At 51.7% G+C, this 18,412-nt stretch carries 16 protein-coding genes and 1 tRNA gene; 2 read left to right on the top strand and 15 right to left on the bottom strand.

Annotation, left to right across the window (positions count from 1 at the left end):
• Positions 1–31: 31 nt before the first annotated feature.
• From K0H81_RS10035 to K0H81_RS10055, 5 genes are all read right to left on the bottom strand, one after another.
• Complete coding sequence (locus tag K0H81_RS10035) at positions 32–313, bottom strand: YeaC family protein (RefSeq protein WP_011865737.1); 282 nt, start codon at positions 311–313, stop codon at positions 32–34.
• Entirely contained in the window at positions 310–627 is a 318-nt protein-coding gene (locus tag K0H81_RS10040; protein WP_011865736.1) for a hypothetical protein, read from the bottom strand. The genes K0H81_RS10035 and K0H81_RS10040 overlap by 4 nt, the downstream gene beginning before the upstream one ends.
• 9 nt (positions 628–636) lie before the next feature.
• Positions 637–1,764 (bottom strand): M14 family metallopeptidase, encoded by a 1,128-nt coding sequence (locus K0H81_RS10045; protein WP_144199255.1) that lies wholly within the window; start codon positions 1,762–1,764, stop codon positions 637–639.
• Between the two features lie 125 nt (positions 1,765–1,889).
• Positions 1,890–2,570 carry a response regulator transcription factor gene (locus K0H81_RS10050; protein ID WP_220058228.1) on the bottom strand — a complete coding sequence of 227 codons (681 nt, stop codon included), beginning with the start codon at positions 2,568–2,570 and terminating at the stop codon, positions 1,890–1,892.
• Between the two features lie 165 nt (positions 2,571–2,735).
• Positions 2,736–4,514: a DUF885 domain-containing protein gene (locus K0H81_RS10055; protein ID WP_220058229.1), complete on the bottom strand. Its 1,779-nt coding sequence runs from the start codon at positions 4,512–4,514 to the stop codon at positions 2,736–2,738.
• An 832-nt stretch (positions 4,515–5,346) separates the two neighbouring features.
• Here K0H81_RS10055 and K0H81_RS10060 point away from each other — a divergent pair.
• Positions 5,347–5,889, top strand: coding sequence for a substrate-binding periplasmic protein (locus K0H81_RS10060; protein WP_220058230.1), 543 nt, complete (start codon positions 5,347–5,349; stop codon positions 5,887–5,889).
• A gap of 29 nt (positions 5,890–5,918) precedes the next feature.
• On the opposite strand, the gene K0H81_RS10065 is transcribed toward K0H81_RS10060, so the two are convergent.
• A complete protein-coding gene (locus tag K0H81_RS10065; protein WP_144199247.1) occupies positions 5,919–6,797 on the bottom strand; it encodes an endonuclease/exonuclease/phosphatase family protein in 879 nt (292 codons plus the stop codon).
• Positions 6,798–6,961: 164 nt separating this feature from the next.
• Between K0H81_RS10065 and cls the strand changes: the two genes are divergently transcribed.
• Positions 6,962–8,476 (top strand): cardiolipin synthase, encoded by a 1,515-nt coding sequence (cls, locus tag K0H81_RS10070; RefSeq protein ID WP_220058231.1) that lies wholly within the window; start codon positions 6,962–6,964, stop codon positions 8,474–8,476.
• 166 nt (positions 8,477–8,642) lie between these two features.
• Here the strand turns inward: cls and K0H81_RS10075 are convergent, their stop codons facing one another.
• The 9 genes from K0H81_RS10075 to astE all read right to left on the bottom strand — a co-directional run bounded on the left by K0H81_RS10075 (position 8,643) and on the right by astE (position 18,328).
• Positions 8,643–8,987 carry a zinc ribbon domain-containing protein YjdM gene (locus K0H81_RS10075; RefSeq protein WP_011865729.1) on the bottom strand — a complete coding sequence of 115 codons (345 nt, stop codon included), beginning with the start codon at positions 8,985–8,987 and terminating at the stop codon, positions 8,643–8,645.
• Positions 8,988–9,175: 188 nt separating this feature from the next.
• Positions 9,176–9,367, bottom strand: a complete 192-nt coding sequence (locus K0H81_RS10080; RefSeq protein WP_144199243.1) for a ribbon-helix-helix domain-containing protein — start codon at positions 9,365–9,367, stop codon at positions 9,176–9,178.
• Between the two features lie 267 nt (positions 9,368–9,634).
• Positions 9,635–9,722 (bottom strand) — tRNA-Ser (locus K0H81_RS10085).
• 147 nt (positions 9,723–9,869) lie between these two features.
• Positions 9,870–11,858 (bottom strand): methyl-accepting chemotaxis protein, encoded by a 1,989-nt coding sequence (locus K0H81_RS10090; RefSeq protein ID WP_220058232.1) that lies wholly within the window; start codon positions 11,856–11,858, stop codon positions 9,870–9,872.
• A 313-nt stretch (positions 11,859–12,171) separates the two neighbouring features.
• Positions 12,172–13,239, bottom strand: a complete 1,068-nt coding sequence (gene nadA, locus K0H81_RS10095; RefSeq protein WP_220058233.1) for a quinolinate synthase NadA — start codon at positions 13,237–13,239, stop codon at positions 12,172–12,174.
• Between the two features lie 119 nt (positions 13,240–13,358).
• Positions 13,359–14,921: a dihydrolipoyllysine-residue acetyltransferase gene (locus tag K0H81_RS10100; RefSeq protein WP_220058234.1), complete on the bottom strand. Its 1,563-nt coding sequence runs from the start codon at positions 14,919–14,921 to the stop codon at positions 13,359–13,361.
• 11 nt (positions 14,922–14,932) lie between these two features.
• Positions 14,933–15,910, bottom strand: coding sequence for an alpha-ketoacid dehydrogenase subunit beta (locus K0H81_RS10105; protein WP_220058235.1), 978 nt, complete (start codon positions 15,908–15,910; stop codon positions 14,933–14,935).
• Positions 15,911–15,913: 3 nt separating this feature from the next.
• A complete protein-coding gene (locus K0H81_RS10110; RefSeq protein WP_144199235.1) occupies positions 15,914–17,092 on the bottom strand; it encodes a thiamine pyrophosphate-dependent dehydrogenase E1 component subunit alpha in 1,179 nt (392 codons plus the stop codon).
• Between the two features lie 183 nt (positions 17,093–17,275).
• Positions 17,276–18,328, bottom strand: coding sequence for a succinylglutamate desuccinylase (astE, locus tag K0H81_RS10115; RefSeq protein ID WP_434086886.1), 1,053 nt, complete (start codon positions 18,326–18,328; stop codon positions 17,276–17,278).
• Positions 18,329–18,412 lie beyond the last annotated feature (84 nt).

Consider the following 18,412-nt stretch of genomic DNA (forward strand, 5'->3'; position numbering starts at 1 on the left):
AAAAGCCCCTGTCATCAGGGGCTTTTCACTCTTAGAGGTCTTGCTCTTTGAAGGCGGCGATACTCTCGCCCTTGAACTGACGTTTCAGCTCGGCCTTTGACAGTTCGTTCAATTCACCTTGGTTATTAATGGTGAAATGATCTGTCTGGTTCAACCTGCGAGCCTGGTACAGCATCACCAGCTGCAGTGTCGAGTCTTTCTGCTCATCAGACAGCACTGTACCATCTTCCCACTTGCCGAGTTCGGCGGCGCTGAGTAATCGCTCGTATACCTCTTGAGGCATATCGTCGATCACTTTATTGATATCACTCATATACTCTTCCGTTTATGTAACACTATGCGGACTCTGGCTATCAGATAGCCGACGAAGCCAAAGACGAAGCAGATGCCGGCGATATTGGCTCTGAGCCCTTCCGCCGGCTCGCCGCCCCAAAACCAGATCACCACACCGGCAATAAACAGCGTCATCGCCAGAAAGCTCTGGTTCATCAGCTGATTGGTACGCTTGATATGACTGATCCGATTGAGCGACTCGTTATCCCCTGACAAACCCGAGGAACAGTGAGGGCAGCTCTTAGCCAAACTCGATATGCGCTTTTGACAACTTGGGCATTCTACTAAGGCCATTGCGGACTCCTATCTTAGCTTATCGACCACGGCCAGCATGGCGAGCAGTGACGCCTCACCCAGGTAGATGCAACGCTCAGGTGACCAACCAGACATAGGATCTGGCATGTTGGCGTTATCTTTAAATGGCATCTCTAGGGTGTTAGAGAGACAGCCGAAGGTCTGCGCTACCCAGTTTGACGCAACCGTCAAGTTAGCCTGGCCTGGCTCGTCTTTATCATAGCCAAACTCATCCTGGAAATCGGCGCTCGCCATCAGCAATGCCTTAACGAAATCGGCCTGCTGATCCGCCATCTTTTGATTGTAACCCGGCACGCCTTCACAACCTGCGAGGAACACATATGGCAGGCCTTCGTCACCGTGTACATCATAATAGAGATCGACGCCCGTCTCTTTCATGCGATTGACCACATGATACACCTCAGGGCTCTTCTCTAGCGACGGACTCTGCCATTCGCGGTTAAGGTTAACGCCCTTGGCATTGGTTCTCAGGTGGCCACGCACGCCGCCATCCGGGTTCATGTTTGGTACGATATAGAAGTTGGCCTTATCCAGCAGCGCCTTAGCCGTCGGACAATCACCATCGAGAAGGTTGTTCAGCAGGCCTTCCACCAGCCACTCGGCCATGGTTTCACCCGGATGTTGTCGCGCGGTGATCCAGATCTTAGCTTTCTCTTCATCTTCATCACCCACCTTAACCAGGGTCATGTCGCGATCGTCTAAGGTCTTACCTAGATGCTCGAGTGAGACGAGTGGATGCACCTGAACGGCGCTAAGCAGATCCTGATGACGCTCGTAGCTATAGGGCGCGAAATAGGCAATCTGGATCATCTCGCAATCCAGTTCCACCTCTATAGTGAGCTTGCCATCTTGATACTGAGTCGGCAGGCGGAACCATTGCTGTCTGTCGTAGGTAGCCACGGCCTGATAGCCTTCCCAGCCCTTAGTGTAAGAGGCTTGGCCCGCGTTGATGATATTCAGGGTATAGCGCTGGCCAACTTCACCTTGCAAACGAAAGTTGAACCACTGGAAAAACTCGCCCCCTTCATCGGGTCTAATGGCCAGTTGCACATTATTGATATCATCTTGGTTGATGACCTCAATATTACCGCCGTCAAAATTGGCACTGATTAGCATATCCATTCCTTCATTGAGTTAAGGCAGACATCTTGGGTCTGCTGATCCCCTAAGGATAAACTAATTCGCCCCGTTTTCGCACCGCTAGCGCTAAATAAAAGCCAGTTTTTTTGCTGTCATTTTGACTAACACAGAAAGCTGTAACCCTGACCACGAACGGTATTGATGATGGTTTTTGGCAGACAGATCTTGGCAAGTTTACGCCTTGTATTACTGATGTGCATATCCAGGTTTCGATCAAACTGTCCCAGATCTTTCTTCAGCACACTTTTCTGCAACTCCTGTTTGGTTATCACCTCTCCTTTGCGATCAAACAGGTATTTGAGCAGCTTAAACTCGGTCTGAGTCAGGGATACGCGCCGCTCAGCCACCTCTATGCTGAAATCATTCTGATTAAAATAGATCGCCTTTATCGGTAGTGGCAGAACGTCGGTCAGCTGCGCTTTGGTGATGGCCGCACGGCGACGCAGGGCTTCGATGCGCACCACCAGCTCACGTACACTCACAGGTTTAGAGAGAAAATCGTCGGCGCCGAGACGAAACCCTTTAACCCGCCGCTCCTCTTCATCGGTAGCCGAGATCAGGATCACCGGCAGGTTGTCGCTGCGTGACTCTAGAAACGCAAAGCCATCCACAAGGGGCATCTCGATATCCAAGATAATGAGATCGATCGCCATTTTGCCTAAAATAAGCAGTGCTTCCTGGCCATTACTGGCACAATGCACCTGATACCCGCTGGCGACTAGGCCAAGATAAAGGACTTCGCGCGCAAAGGGATCATCATCAACGAGTAACACTCTTTCCATTTAAGAACCTTAATGATAATAGTTATCATTAAGGTTACATTAACTCATCAGGCCAATCCAGTCCTTTATACCTCTAAAGAATAAAACTTTGACCAGTATCCCACCACATTGTTACTCGCGACATAAAAAAGGCCCCTTTTGGGGCCTTTAGCGACAAATCCAATTCTACTTGAGCATCAACTGGCGAATGTATTTCACCGGCGCGCTACCATAGCTTAAGAACTGTTCGTGGAAGCCTTTTAGGTTAAAGTCCTCTCCCTGCTTGGCCTTTAACTCCTCGCGGAAATCATAGATCTCACGATAACCCGCATAGTAGCTGGTGAGCTGCACCTGGCTAAGGGTTGCGCGGCGCCACTTGCCTTCGGCCTCAGCCTGTTGTTGGAAGGCTTCCTGAGTCATCAGCGCAATCGCCTCCTCCTCTGTCATCCCCTTCACCTGAATGCTGTAGTCCAAAATGGTGTTGGCAATGACCCTAAGGTTCCACTTGTAATACATGAGCCACATCTCTGGCTCGAAGTTACCATAGCCCTCTTCCAGCATCATACGCTCGGCGTAAACCGCCCAACCTTCAACCATGGCACCGTTACCAAACAGGCTCTTCACTAGGCTTGGCGACTCATTAGAGTAAACCAGCTGGGTGTAGTGACCCGGGATCGCCTCATGAATATTAAGCACCTGCAAGATCCAATGGTTGTATTCTCTCAGGTAACTCTCGGCAGAAGGATCGCTCATGCCATCCAGCGGTGTGACGTTGTAGTAGGTATTCCCCGTCTTCTCATAGGGGCCCGGTGCGCTAATCGAAGCGCCGGCGAAACCACGCATATATTCTGGGGTTTCACGCACCACCAAGGGCTTGTTAGGATCTAACGTCACCAACTGCTTGTCGTTGACAAACTTGACCAACTCGGGGATCTGGGCGCGCACCTCGGCAACAAAGTCTTCGCGTTTCACATGGCGGGCCGACAGCTTATCAATTAGCTGACGAGTCGCCACCTTAGTGTCACTGGGCATCTCTGTCTTGAAATACTTGCTCCACAGCTGTGTGGTGATCTTAGCCATCTCGCCCTGGACTCTTGCCTTATCGGCCAGGGCCTTTTCATAGAGCTGCTTGGCCGACATGCCAGACTGAATATCGAAGGCAAACTTCTGCTCATAAAGCTCTTCACCAATTCTAAAGCTACGGGCGCCCTCTTTAGTCAGCTTGGCTTCCAGGCCAGTCAACCAGTCGATATGTTGATTAATGGCATCGACCGCGAGCTTGAAACGGCTATTGAACAGGGTTTTCTCATCATCGCTGAGACCCGAGGCGGCAACCTGCTTCAATAGGTCATCAGAGAAGACGCTGAAGGCGCCGCGGTTTTGCATTATGGCTAACTGGGTATGCTCTAGGGTCGGCTTGTCAATATTCTCTTTTGCCGCAGCATAATAGGCGGGTACATTTTCCATGCGAGCCAGGAAGGAACGTAGACGCTCATCAAGCGGTGCAAAGTCTTCGTTAACCAGCTGAGCGAATCCACCGGCTACGTTGTAGTTCGCGGGGTTCCATTGCCAAGACTTGAAGGTGTCTATCTCCCAGCGATCTTGCTGCAACAGGTTCTCAATCAACTTGTAGTCGATAAGCTCACTCGGGGTTAGCGTATTCACATCAAAGCCATTTAGCAGTTTAAGTTGGGCCTCGACGAAGGCTAAGCTCTCGATGCGGCTTTGGGCATTGGGCACCTTAAGCACACCGTCATATTTGTGATAACCACTGTAGAGCGCCCAGGTCGGCGACTGCTGCCACAAGGCATCGATAAATTGATTAGAAAACTCGGCAAAACTCAGTGCCTGTACCTCGGTAGCACTCGCCATCTGAGGAGTTGCAGTTTCGCTAGTGTGTGTCTGACAGGCGGTAAGACTACCTAACCCCAGGACGATGGCGGCAGCGATGACGCTATTCTTCATGATTCTTCTTCCCTTCATTCTTATTATTAACGGCTTTCTCTTAACGACTTTCTAATAACGACTTCTTAGATTGCAGCTTAAAACATGCCTTTAACGGCCTTACTCGAGGTTTTGAGCAGCAGAGATACTTGAACCGATAGATGAGCCAATACATGAGCTTAGCCCAGCTGGCCCATAGTAAATCACGTTGCCAGGAAAATTGCAGCTATCACACCACCTTAGACAAGCTTTGTTACAAAGGTATTTGCCAGGCCTAACGTGTCTAAGGCAAGCACTCAAATCTTGGCTAGCACCACAGTGATGCCCTTAGCTAACCACAACTAAGCAGCCAAGCCTCAGCAAGAGCGCACCCAATTGCCGCTAGACCCACAAGCAAGGTGTTAAGTAAGCGGTTTTGACAGCGAGTTCTAGGGCACTACACTGAATTTAGAGCCTCAAGAGGTTAGCCATGTCTAATTACGCCCAGTCGACAGCCCAGATAAGAGCGCAAAAAACAGCTCAATTGAATGCTCAGATTAGAACCTGGAGAAGTGCCCAATCTAGGCAACTTTCTTTACATCAATTCGTTGTGAAAATATTTTACGCCACTCTGATAGTGTTAGGGGCGATGTTATTCACCTCCAGTAATGGCGGAGCTGTAGAGACTCAAAATAGTTCATCACAAAAAGAAGAGGCTAAGCTTGTAACTCCTAAGCTTGTAGCTCCTAAACTAGTAACTCCTACGCTAGTAACAATAGCAACGCAGGAATGGGCGCCCTATCATAGCCAGGAGAGAGACGCTCAGGGCGTCGCCCATCAAGCTGGGGTCGGGCTAGCTGCGCTCGATTGTGTCATGACAAAAATCGATCAACCCTATAGCGTGATCTTCCTCCCCTGGGGCCGGGCTCAAAACAGCGTCAAGCAGGGAAAATATGATGGCTTCTTCTCCGCCTCACGCAACGAATGGCGCGATCAATTTGCCGTACAGAGTAATACTTTCATTCAACAGGAATGGAACTTCTATTACCACAACAAATATCGGATCCCGACCAGCATGAATAGCCTGAAATCCGATACCCTGTTTGGCGCCCGCATCCATTCCAATAGCGCCCACTGGTTAGCCAAGAATAAGTTCAGAAAGGTGAAGATTTTTCCCACCATTAACGAGCTGGTCAAATTACTGGATGCCAGGCGCATAGATGGTGTGATGGAGAATGCGCTGCTGTTCGAGGAGCAGGTACGTCAGTCGCACCTCTCAATGGACGCCTTCGTCAAACGCCCGAACATGCGTATCGATCTCGGGGTCTACTTTGGTAAAACCTTCCTGGAGAAGCATCCTGGCTTCCTCGCCAGGTTCAACCGTCATACGGAGGAATGTCGTTTCGACTATCAATGAGCTTCAACTGGTGGTGAGGTATCGAGGGGCTAATGTGCCATTGGCTTTAACCTGAACTCAGCCCAGATGGGATTGTGATCCGATGCCTGGCTAGTAAAAGACTCGGCCGCAACCAGATTCAGGCCACGATAATAGAGATGATCCAGCGGCAAGCCGAACACCCGCTGACGCTTGTCTTCCTCATATACCGCCTCCTTCAGCCTGAGCTGGTGGGCGAGCTGCTCGATATAGGCCATGCGCTGCCCACGCCAAGTATTAAAATCACCACCTAATATCACGGGGCCCTGATGCAGATTGATTTTCTGCACTATCTGCTGCCACTGGGCGCGATAGCTCTTAAGCTGCCAATCGAAGTTGATGCCGTGTAGATTAACCACCAGAAGGGTCTGTCCATTAGACAGGGGGTAACGTGAAATGAGGGTCGACTTGGCAAAACGGATCCAGGGCTCCACCGCATGATAGGCGCAGGCATCGCGCGCCTGCTCTGTGGCGAGGTTCATTACCCCCACGGGGGATTTCAGCAGCGAGAATGCCTTAGCCATCACCAGATGCAGGCTTGAGCCGTTCAGGTACTGATTAAAGCCTGCGTTTAACTTAGCTTCCTGCAACAACATGAGCTCGCTACGTTGGGCGATTTTACTGAGATCCTGCTGCCAGCCACGCTTTTGCTGCTTATAGATGTTCCACACACCGACCCTGAGTTGCCCATCATTATCGAGCGCCTGGCTACCTGGCGCGGCAACACATTGGGAGACAAAAACCGGTTCAACCTCACTCATCATCACCTCAGGCTCACCGTTAAGATAGGTCACCACGGCCACATAAGCAGCCGCACTTAGGAGTAATAATAGTAATGATTTTATCCCCCAGCGCAGTAAACGCGGCGAATTGGATCGGTTTTGGCTCACAGAGTTACTCTACTGTCGAAGTGGCTGTCATTACATCTAAATGGTAAAAATAGTGCTTTAGCACCAGCAGCTTAGCCTATATGATAGCGATCAGGCTATATTTAGATTCAACGCCATTATCGAATCATACTCGAGCGAGTGCAATCCAGGCTCAAACAGACATTATGGAAAATGTACATCAAATCCTCGCCATTGTAGGCGTATTCATCTATTGGTTGTTTCTTGGCGCCATCGCGCTGCGCTTGGTGATTAAACGCCGCACCATAGGGGTCTCCTTCTCCTGGATATTGGTGATCTATTTTCTCCCCCTCGTCGGTATCATCGCCTACATCCTGTTTGGCGAGCTGCACCTGGGGCAGACCCGAGCGAGTCGCTCCAAGTCGATGTTCAAACCCTACGGCCAATGGTTTGCGGCCCTGTATCAGCATCCGCTGCACACGCCAGAGCGGCAGAGTGACCACGCCAAAGCCATCAGTCAGCTGTGCGATACTCAGCTCGGCATACCCTCGCTCAGCGGCAACCAGCTCTGCTTGCAGCATACGCCATCTAGCATACTCAACTCCATCATCCAGGATATCGAGGCAGCCAAAGAAAACATCGTCATGGAGTTCTATATCTGGCATCCTGGCGGGCTAGCCGATGATGTCGCCAAGGCAGTCATAAAAGCCTCAAAACGTGGCGTCGCGGTAAAACTCCTGCTGGACGCCGCCGGTAGCCGCACCTTTTTTAACTCTCCCTGGCCAACTCTGCTACGCGCGGCCGGCGTAGAGATATCACAGGCCCTCAGCGTTAGTCCCTTGAGGATGTTCTTCAGACGCTTAGATCTTCGCCTTCACCGTAAGATAGTGGTTATCGATAATCATATCGCCTATACAGGTTCGATGAACCTGGTGGATCCTAAGTACTTTAAGCAGGGAGAAGGCGTCGGCCAGTGGATCGACGTCATGGTGCGCATGGTGGGGCCAGCAGTACCGCTAGTCAACACTGTCGCCGCCTGGGATTGGGAGGTGGAAACCAGCGAGCGTTATTTGCCCGAGCCACCAGGTATTCCAGAAAAACCATATGCATCATCACACGAGATATCATATGAGATATCATGTGAGCCATCAGGTGAAGTGAGCCGTGAGGCAGATTCCCTGGTACAGGTGATCCCCTCAGGGCCTGGGATGCCTGAAGAGGTGATCCACCAGGTGTTGCTACAGAGTCTCTACCAGGCTTGCCGTAAAATAGTGATCACCACCCCCTACTTTGTGCCCAGCGAGAACCTACTGGATGCCCTGGTGACTGCGGCGGCGCGGGGCGTCGATGTCAACATCATCATTCCCCAGAAGAATGACTCGACTATGGTCAAATGGGCCAGCCGCTCCTTCTTTGCCGAGCTGCTCAAGGCCGGGGTGAAGATCCATAGATTCAGGGGCGGCCTGCTGCATACCAAGTCTGTGTTAATCGATGATGAGCACAGCCTCATTGGCACGGTTAACATGGATATGCGCAGCCTTTGGCTCAACTTCGAACTAACCCTTGCAGTAGATGACAAGGTATTTGCCGAAGCCTTAAGAGTGCTGCAGCAGGGCTATATCGACAATGCCGAGCAGCTTGAATACAAACGTTGGCAGAGTAGACCACTATATCAGCGGGTGATTGAACACCTCTTCTATCTCTTCAGTCCTTTGCTTTAGTATGCTCACGTCAACTGCACTGGATCTGCCACTGGCAATCGTCGCTATCTTTAACGAAGCTCAAACTCTCGCTAAGTACAAAAAGACCTGCCAGTTGGCAGGTCTTTTTATTGAATCTTTGGGCTTAGCCTAAAGCTAAAACTTAACCTAAGCCTAATCAGAGATCTTAGCTCTGCTTCTTCACGAACTTAGATTTCAGCATCATCTGGCCGTGACCATCAACCTTACAGTCAATATCGTGGTCGGCATCGACGAAACGGTTGATCACCGCCTTGGTACCCACTTTCAGGGTCAGCGAAGTGCCCTTCACCTTAAGATCTTTAATCAGGGTAACCTTGTCACCCTCTTCTAACAGGTTGCCTACCGCATCTTTCAGGATGATGGCATCGGGGTCGACAGCCACTTCGTTAGGGTTCCATTCATGAGCACATTCTGGACAGATCAACAATGAGCCATCTTCATAGGCATAAGGTGACTCACATTTTGGGCATGGTGGAATTGTATCGCTCATAACTCTTTCTCTTTCTTTAAAAAGGTAAGGATCGGTCTAAGTATCAGGCCTGTCACTCGAGATGACTTTGTGGCTTTCTGCTGGAAACCGCTCACAATGATAATCGTATTATAATAAAATTATCATACTCAGGCCAGCTAAGATTCTAGGCGCCGAACTTGGCTACACTCTGACCGTTAAAGTTGACCTTAAGATTTAACCTTAGGATTCTTGGTCGGCTCGGCCTGACCATAGCTTACGCCATGTTGCTCTAGATAACCGCGGATCAGCTGTCTGACGACCTGTGATGGTGTCAAATCCTGAGAGGCGCACAACTGTTCGAATGCCTGTTTCTTGCTAGGGTCGAGTAACACGGTAAAGCGTGCCGTCTTATTTTCCATTGCCTACTCCTCGAACTGAAAACATTATCATTTGATTATAATCTTTAAGGCACCGCCTGCCTATAGCCTGCCCCAAAGCGTTGAGAAAGAATTACCAAGCTAAGAAGGCTGCCTTAAATATCCAGTTAGCTTTCTCTGTTTGGACGAATAACTTATTTTATCTGGAATAAAAATTAGGAGAGAGTTGACAGGCGTCGGGCATAAAAAGGACAGGCGTCAAATAACAGGCATAAAAAAGACGCCCTTAGGCGTCTTTTTTATTGAATGTGGCGGTGAGTGAGAGATTCGAACTCTCGATACGTTGCCGTATACACACTTTCCAGGCGTGCTCCTTCAGCCACTCGGACAACTCACCGAATCTTGATGCGCACTTTCCTAAAAAACCTTCAAGGAACTGCATCAACGGAGCGGTACTTTACGCAAATCGCTAAACAGGGTCAAGCTAAAAAACTGTCCACTCAGGCATTTGCGTAATAGATCGCCAATTCGCTGCATATCCGCCCTATTTGAACTTACTCACCAGTTCCGACATGGCGCTCACATCGTTAAGCAGTGACTCGTTGAGCTGGCTGAGACGATCGGACACCTCATGGGTATTACGATAGATGTCGCTGATCTTCATCGCGTTTTGGTTCACCTCTTCGGACACCGCCGATTGCTCATGGGTCGCCGCCGCGATCTGCTCGTTCATGCTGTCGATGACGCTCACCTCGCTAACGATACGAATAAGCTCCTCACCGGCGCGCTTGGACTCGACCACGCTGATCTCCGCCTTGTTGCGGCCACTCTCCATCGCCTTCACGGCTATCTTGGCGCCACGCTCCAGTCTTTCGGTCATGCTGCGAATATCTTCGGTTGAGGTCTGTGCCCGCTGCGCCAGGCTGCGCACCTCGTCGGCGACCACGGCGAAGCCACGGCCCATCTCGCCAGCTCTGGCTGCCTCGATCGCTGCGTTAAGCGCCAGCAGGTTGGTTTGCTCCGCGATACCGCTGATCACCCCAAGCACATCGACGATACCTTTGATATCCTCATCCAGGTTATTGATGGCCTGCGCCGCATCGGCGATCTCCTGAGCCAGTTCATTGATGGACTCTGCGGTGCGCTCCACCTCCAGGCTACCCTCTTTCGCTTCCTTGTTGGCCTGGGCCGAGGCTTCAGAGGCCTGTACCGCATTTTGGGCGATCTCTTGTACTGTGGCGCTCATCTCTGTCATCGCCGAAGCAACCTGATCCACCTCGCTGTGGCCCAAGGCCACATCTTCACGCATGATACGGGCGCAGCCTTCCATCTCTTGAGACGCTGTGAGCAGTCCTTGGGTATTGGTTCTCACCATGCCGATCACCTTCTCGAAATCGGCCATCATGTGGTTGAAGGCTAAGCCCAGCTGACCTATCTCATCCTTACCCTTAAGGTCGACCCGCACGCTGAGATCATAATGTTTCTGCGACTCGGTCACCTTGTGATACAGATGTCTGAGAGAGGCATGCAGGTAACGTCCGATAAACAGCGATAGCAAGATCACAATGAGGCCTGATACCAACATCAAGACGATGATGCTCACCATCAACGACTTGGCATTGGCAAGCGCGCTGCGGGTATCGGTTAACAGATGATGGGACAGTTGACGCTCGAACTGACGCAAAGCGTCGATGCGGGCGGTGGATTTGGCAAACCAGTCGGTAGAACTCTGACCGCTAAGGGCGCCTGCATCCTGGCTCATCGCCTTGTCTCGTAGAGCATTGACCGCCATAAAGGTAGGCGAAGAGGCTACCTGCTGATAATCGGCGTTTACCTTGTCGGTCGCCAAGGCTAAGAAACGCTCCTGATAGGTGTTCTGCTCGGAAACCAGATTGACAAACTTGAGGAACATGCCGGGTTTAAAGGCGCTGTTACCAAAAGTGGAACTCAACACGGCGCGCTCGATACCGGCGCGCTCTTTCATCTGTAGATAGGCGGCAAAACTGGCTGACTCCACCGCGATCTGACGACTAGCCCCCTGCTGACTGGTCTGATCCACTATCGCCAACAGCAGGCCGTTGAGCTTGGTGTAATAGGCCACCTCTTCCGGCACAGAGATGCTTAAGCTGTCTACCCTGCTACGGATATCGCCGAGCTGGTTAATCATCTGATTGACCTGGCTCATCTGCTGGGCAAACGCCTTGGGCAGCTCATGGCTGGCCGTAAAGGCCTTGAAGTTATTAAGCTGCTCGTCACTCAACTGACGCTGCGTTGGTAGCTTATCGCCAAAGCTCTTGCCTTTGGAGCCGAGAAAACCGGCGCTCATGCCTCGCTCTTTTTGCAGCTCATGCACAAAATCACTGTTCACCACAGCCAGCTCGGAAAGCGTCTCTACCTGACTCAGTCCCTGATGCAACTGATATTGGCCATAGACCACAAACAAACCGAAGAAAGTTGCCCCCAGAATGGGCGGCACTATCACCAGCAAAAGCTTATTTTTTATATTGAGATCACTGATCCATTGCATATTCATCTTGCGTTATCCCTAACCATCGCGGGTTGATAGAGTGGCGTTGCGTCACTTCATAGACAAGCCCAGTTAACGCCTTGCCCATTACCGTATTAACACTAGCATAAAAATCTGACGTTAAAGTAAAACTCGCCTAAAAACATGCACTAAAGGCACCAATAAAATGACACTATTCACTTTTTAACATGCCTTAAGCCCCCTCACAATGCCCATAAAGTCTAGTATAGCCGGGGCACTGTCTATCGACTGGCAACAAAAAAGCGCCCTAGAGGCGCTTTTAACGTTAGCAAAAGTGTTTGCCAAACTTGTTTAACGCCTAGGCGTTACCTTTAACCTGCATGTTCAACGTCTTGGCAAAATCCAGCATACGATCGAGCGGCAGTAGTGCACGCTCTCTGAGCGACTCATTAACGAAGATCTCGTGTTGCTCCGAGCCGTCGTTAAGTAGCGCCGCCTCGATCGCCTTAAGGCCGTTCATCGCCATCCAAGGACAGTGGGCACAACTACGACAGGTCGCGCCATTACCGCCGGTAGGCGCTTCGATCAGGGTCTTATTTGGCGCCGCCTGCTGCATCTTGTAGAAGATGCCCCTATCGGTCGCAACAATAAAGGTGTCGTTCTCTAGGGTCTGCGCCGCCTTGATCAGCTGACTGGTGGAGCCAACGGCATCGGCCATCTCAACCACACTCGCCGGTGATTCGGGATGCACCAACACGGCCGCATTGGGATATTGCTCTTTTAACTGACGCAGTGCCTTGGCCTTAAACTCGTCGTGAACGATACACTCGCCTTGCCACATTAGCATGTCGGCGCCAGTCTGCTTGGCGATATAGCTTCCCAGGTGACGGTCCGGTCCCCAGATGATCTTCTTACCCTGGCTGTCGAGATGCTCGACGATCTCAAGGGCGACACTCGAGGTCACCACCCAGTCGGCGCGCGCCTTAACGGCGGCCGAGGTGTTGGCATATACCACGACGGTATGGTCTGGATGGGCATCACAGAAGGCGCTAAAGGTGTCGATAGGACAGCCCACGTCCAGTGAGCAGGTGGCATCCAAAGTCGGCATAAGCACAGTCTTTTCCGGGCTTAAGATCTTAGAGGTCTCGCCCATAAACTTAACCCCGGCCACAATCAGCGTCTTGGCTGGATGGTCACGACCGAAGCGGGCCATCTCTAAAGAGTCTGATACACAACCGCCGGTCTCTTCCGCCAGCGCCTGGATCTCAGGATCGGTATAGTAGTGGGCCACCAAGACAGCCTCTTTCTCCTTCAACAGCTGTTTGATGCGCGCCTTATAGGCCTGCTTCTCGCTATCGCTTAGGGGAATGGGCTTTGCTGGAAACGGATACTGAATATTTTCGATGCTTGGTGCTACTTGACTCATGCTCAAACCAAAGAGTGGGACTAATTAGCGGCATTATACTTAATCTGACGCCAAAGATTAACTCTGGAGAAAAAAAAGAGCGCCAAATGGCGCTCTTATTAGTGAAGTGCTACGTGCGATTAGTGCATCGCCAGTAACATCTCCTGTGGTGACTCGAGATACTGCTTCCACAGATTACAGAAGCGGGCTATGGTGCCGCCGTCTATCACCCGGTGATCGCCAGACCAGCTGATCTGCATGATCTTACGAGCCTCGACCTCACCCTTATCGTTGAAGCGCGGCAGGGTCTGCAACTTACCCAGGGCGACGATGGCCACCTCAGGCTTGTTGATGATAGGCGTTGCCACAGTACCACCCAAGGCACCGATGTTCGAGATGGAGATGCTGCCCCCCTTAAGGTCCGCCGGGCTGACACGACCGCTGCGGGCATCCTTGGTAAGGCGGGTAATATCAGCCGCGACCTCAAGAATAGATTTATGCTGCACATCCTTCACGTTTGGCACCAATAGACCCACCTTAGAGTCTACCGCCATGCCTATGTTGTGTGACGCGAGGAAGGTCTGCTCGGTGCAATCGTCGTTCACACGGCTGTTGATGCCAGGGAACTGAGTCAAGGCCAGCGACATCGCCTTCATGAAGAAAGGCATCATGGTCAGCTTAAGATCGTCACTCGAGTAGCGCGCCTTCATCGATTCGCGCAGCGCAACCAGTTCGGTCAGATCCAGCTCTTCACAATAGGTGAAGTGCGGGATGGTAGAGACAGACTCTGTCATCATCTTGGCCATGACGGCCTTGACGCCACGAATAGGCTCGACGCGATCGCCTGCTGAAACCGCTATAGGCGCAGCTGTTGGCTCGCTTTGGGCCTGTGCTTTCGCCGCCTTAGCCTTCACGGCTTCGCCGCTACGGAAGCGCTCGACATCTTCCTTATAGACTCGGCCATGTTTACCAGAACCCGGTACCAGGCTGAGATCGATATCATAGCTGCGTGCCAGACGACGAACGGCCGGGCTGGCCAGCGCCTTGCCATTACCTGCTGGGGCGTGAAGTTCAACCTCTTCGTGGTCAACCGCAGCTGGGGCGCTATCTGCTACCGGCGCGGCAACGGCCCCCTCTTCGCTCTCTACCTCGATAGAGAAAAGCGGGGTGTGCACCTGGGCAAGTTGTCCCTTACGGTAATGCAGTTTGACAACCTTACCGCTCTTGATGGCCGGGATCTGCACCAGTGCCTTGTCGGTCATCACATCGGCGATAGGTTGGTCTTCCACCACCATGTCACCTTCGGCAACCAACCACTCCACCAGTTCACACTCGACAATCCCTTCACCGATATCCGGTAACAGGAACTCTTCGACGCGTTTGCCGCCGGCAACTGGCTGTGAATCAGATTGAACGACAGTTTCTTCAGCTGCCGATTCCGTGGTCGCATCGCCGTCTAGCTCACCATCGATTTCCACCGAATACAGCGGTTCGTGGACGATAGCTATATCACCTTTCTTATAGTGAAGTTTTTTGATAATGCCACCGTGAACCGCCGGGATCTGTACCAGCGCCTTGTCTGTCATCACATCAGCAATGGGCTGATCTTCGGTGACGGTATCGCCTTCGGCAACCAACCACTCAACCAGCTCACACTCCACCACGCCCTCGCCAATATCGGGCAAAATAAAATCTTTAATCATGCCTGGGGCTCCTAGTATTTCATCGATGCTTTGATCGCTTCAAAGGTCTTGAGCGCATCAGGCATATATTCTTTCTCATGGATCAGCGGATACGGCGTATCCAAACCACATACACGGCTAATTGGTGATTCCAGATAGAGGAAACACTCCTGCTGGATGGTCGCGGCGATTTCGCCGGCAAAGCCACCTGTTAGCGGCGCTTCATGGTTGATCACCAGTCGCCCAGTCTTCTTCACCGAGGCAGCAACGGTATCGACATCCCAAGGCGCAAGTGTACGCAGGTCGATAACCTCACAAGAGATCCCCTTCTTGGCCGCCATCTTAGCCGCCTCATCGACGATCTCCATCTGAGCGCCCCAGGCCAGCACGGTAATATCTGTACCTTCCTGAACCACTTCCGCCTTGCCTAGTTCAATCTCATAGGCTTCATCCGGCACCTCGCCCACACTGGCGCGGTAGAGACGCTTAGGCTCAAAGAAGACCACAGGGTTCTTGTCGCGAATCGAGGCAAGCAGCAGGCCCTTAGCCTGATAGGCATTACGGGGCACGACCACCTTTAGACCAGGAGTCTGAGTGAAGTACGCTTCTGGCGATTGTGAGTGGTAGTGACCACCGGCGATACCGCCACCATAAGGGGTACGGTAGGTGATACCGCCCACATTAAACTCGTTACCACTGCGGTATCTGAACTTGGCTGACTCGTTTACGATCTGATCGAAGGCCGGGAAGATATAGTCGGCAAACTGGATCTCGGCAATCGCCGTCATGCCATTAGATGCCAGACCGTTGGCAAAACCAGCAATCCCCTGCTCTGTCAGCGGTGTATTGAAACAACGATCGCGGCCAAACTTATCCTGTAGGCCCGAAGTAGCGCGAAATACGCCGCCAAAATGGCCAACGTCTTCGCCGAAGATCACCGCCTTGTCGTCGGTTTCCATCGCAATGGTCAAGGCATCGTTGATGGCTTGTAACATATTAATCTTTGCCACGATTTAATCTCTCCCTGCGCTGCGTGGATAGGAATCAGGATATTTCTTGATGTGCTGCTTAAGCTCGGTCAGCTGCTGCTTGAGTCTAGGCGTCGGCTCGTCGAGGACATCTTCGATGATCTCGTCGATACCCGGTGCAGGTAGCTTCTCGGCAACCTTCACTGCGGCCAGCACCTCTTCACGGTACTTCTCATACATAGCCGCATCGTCGCTCTCGGCGAGCCAGCCTTTGTTGATCAACCAAAGCTTGAAGCGCTTAACCGGATCATGCTGCTGCCACTTGGCCTCTTCATCCTTAGAACGGTAACCAGATGGGTCGTCCGAAGAGGAGTGAGCGCCAAGACGATAGGTCATGGCTTCGATCAGCACAGGCTTGTTGTGCTCCAACGCATAGGCTCTTGCCTGCTGGGTCGCGGCCATTACCGCCAGCATGTCGTTACCGTCCACGCGAATGGTATGCATGCCATAGCCCACACCACGACTGGCGATACCGTTACCGGCAAATTGCTCGTTGGTCGGGGTCGAGATGGCGTAACCATTGTTACGACAGAAGAAGATAACAGGAGAGTTCAGCACTGCGGCCATGTTCAGGCCGGCGTGGAAATCGCCCTCTGAGGCAGCGCCTTCACCGAAGTAGCAGATGGCAACGTTACGTTTGCCCTGCATCTTGAGGCTATAGCCAACACCCGTCGCCTGTGGGATCTGAGTGGCCAACGGCGATGAGATGGTCTGGTAATTGAGCGCCTCACAGCCGTAGTGGATCGGCATCTGACGGCCCTTACCCAGATCTTTCTCGTTACTGAACATCTGGTTCATAAACTGCTCAGTGGTGAAGCCACGATAGCGAATCGCCGCGTGCTCACGGTACTGGGCTAAAATAACATCGTCCTGATCCAGCGCGGCGACACTGCCGACCACGGCGGCTTCTTCACCGGTACAGGTCATGTAGAAGCTGATCCGTCCCTGACGCTGAGCGGCTAACATGCGCTCATCGAGTACTCGTGTGAACACACAAGTATCATAAATTTTGGCAGCCAAATCCTGATCGATCACGGGTAACACAGCATTTTCAAAGGTGGTACCGTCGGCTTGAAGGATCTTCAGGATCGGGATAGATAATGAATCCTTATCGAGAAAACTGACGCGATGGACAGTCTCTGTATTGCTCGTTGCGTTGCTCATACTATTCTCTTATCAGCTGAGTATTCTTGTTATCTGACTGCGAACAGCCTAAGTTGTTCACTATTCTCTATTATGACGCGGCCTTAAAGTTACGTTAACGTAAACTACCTAGCAAGCTATCACAGGGCGCGGCTAACAACTAGCTACCCTCACCCATGTATCGCTAGCTTTACAAGCCGGAGCCTAAACCACGCGATAATCTTTGGCAGGCACTAAACACAGCACAGTGCGCTGGCCAACCGGCACATTGGCGTTGGGAAACACGATAGACTCAGATTCGGCCTCGACCTTAATCTCAGTCCCGCCATCCTTAGCCAATATATAACCTCTTGGAAACGCCGTAAAATTCTCTACGTCATCGGCGAAGGTAAAGCTAAAGTCGTCAAACTGCTTATTGATTGAGCGATTAACCTGATACAGATTCACCTTACTCGGATCAAACTCACCAAGCTCGAGGTCCCGGCCGCTTACCAGACGGGTCAACATCTCTTTCACTGCGATAAAGCGCGTCATATCGTTCTGCCCCATAGGCATCACCTTGCCAAGCTCTATGGTAAAGGCATGGGCCTGATAGCCATGGGCAGAGAAGTAACTGAAGGTAGTCGTGGGTTCGTGGTGAAACAGCACTGTGTTGATGCCACAGGCGGCCAGGAACATGATCTGCTCGCCACTGTATGGTGCGCCATGTGGATAAGGATAGATGGCAAACTTCTCATGCTTAGAGGCGCGAATTGCCGTGTGCAGGTCGTAGTGATAACGACTGCCGACTTCCGGCGCCGCGTTAAAGAAGCGATCCACATACTGCTCCAGCTTCTTAGCACGTACCCGCTCGGCATTGCTCTCACCCTTGGCGTGGGCGCCGCTGAAGAGACGATTAAGGTTCTCTTCGACGAAACGGGTACCGTTTAGGATGGCTGGGGGGTTACCTATTAAAAACAGCACCCGATGACGGGCGATCAGCGTCTCAGACAGGAGCGCGGTAATAAGCTGATCACACAGCTCGATTGGCGCCGTCTCGTTACCATGAACCGCCGACGAGAGCACTATGCTCTTAAGCGCATCTTCCTTTCCATCTAGCTCGCCCTCTTGATCTGCTTCATGCGTAACGAGCGGCTCAAATTGGATGACGCCGGTATCCCATACCGACACCTGTGTGTGTTGCCCCAGGGTAAATTCAAACGGCTTGAGGCCGACAGGATTGTCTAGTGTCAATTGCAAAAAGTCTTTCGACAACATCAGGGTGTCTTGCACTGCAAACTCCTTACTGCATCACCATCACAGCGCCCACCTTGTAGGCCTGAAAGATAGCGACTCCTTGGA

This window comes from Shewanella halotolerans (assembly GCF_019457535.1).
GTDB classification, from domain to species: Bacteria; Pseudomonadota; Gammaproteobacteria; order Enterobacterales; family Shewanellaceae; genus Shewanella; species Shewanella halotolerans.

Coding starts and splice junctions, on each gene's coding strand:
- K0H81_RS10100 (WP_220058234.1), bottom strand. CDS start 14,921: ATGATTAAAGATTTTATTTTGCCCGATATTGGCGAGGGCGTGGTGGAG.
- nadA (WP_220058233.1), bottom strand. CDS start 13,239: ATGAGTCAAGTAGCACCAAGCATCGAAAATATTCAGTATCCGTTTCCA.
- K0H81_RS10110 (WP_144199235.1), bottom strand. CDS start 17,092: ATGAGCAACGCAACGAGCAATACAGAGACTGTCCATCGCGTCAGTTTT.
- K0H81_RS10055 (WP_220058229.1), bottom strand. CDS start 4,514: ATGAAGAATAGCGTCATCGCTGCCGCCATCGTCCTGGGGTTAGGTAGT.
- K0H81_RS10040 (WP_011865736.1), bottom strand. CDS start 627: ATGGCCTTAGTAGAATGCCCAAGTTGTCAAAAGCGCATATCGAGTTTG.
- cls (WP_220058231.1), top strand. CDS start 6,962: ATGGAAAATGTACATCAAATCCTCGCCATTGTAGGCGTATTCATCTAT.
- K0H81_RS10050 (WP_220058228.1), bottom strand. CDS start 2,570: ATGGAAAGAGTGTTACTCGTTGATGATGATCCCTTTGCGCGCGAAGTC.
- K0H81_RS10060 (WP_220058230.1), top strand. CDS start 5,347: ATGACAAAAATCGATCAACCCTATAGCGTGATCTTCCTCCCCTGGGGC.
- K0H81_RS10090 (WP_220058232.1), bottom strand. CDS start 11,858: ATGAATATGCAATGGATCAGTGATCTCAATATAAAAAATAAGCTTTTG.
- K0H81_RS10075 (WP_011865729.1), bottom strand. CDS start 8,987: ATGAGCGATACAATTCCACCATGCCCAAAATGTGAGTCACCTTATGCC.
- astE (WP_434086886.1), bottom strand. CDS start 18,328: ATGTTGTCGAAAGACTTTTTGCAATTGACACTAGACAATCCTGTCGGC.
- K0H81_RS10035 (WP_011865737.1), bottom strand. CDS start 313: ATGAGTGATATCAATAAAGTGATCGACGATATGCCTCAAGAGGTATAC.
- K0H81_RS10080 (WP_144199243.1), bottom strand. CDS start 9,367: ATGGAAAATAAGACGGCACGCTTTACCGTGTTACTCGACCCTAGCAAG.
- K0H81_RS10045 (WP_144199255.1), bottom strand. CDS start 1,764: ATGCTAATCAGTGCCAATTTTGACGGCGGTAATATTGAGGTCATCAAC.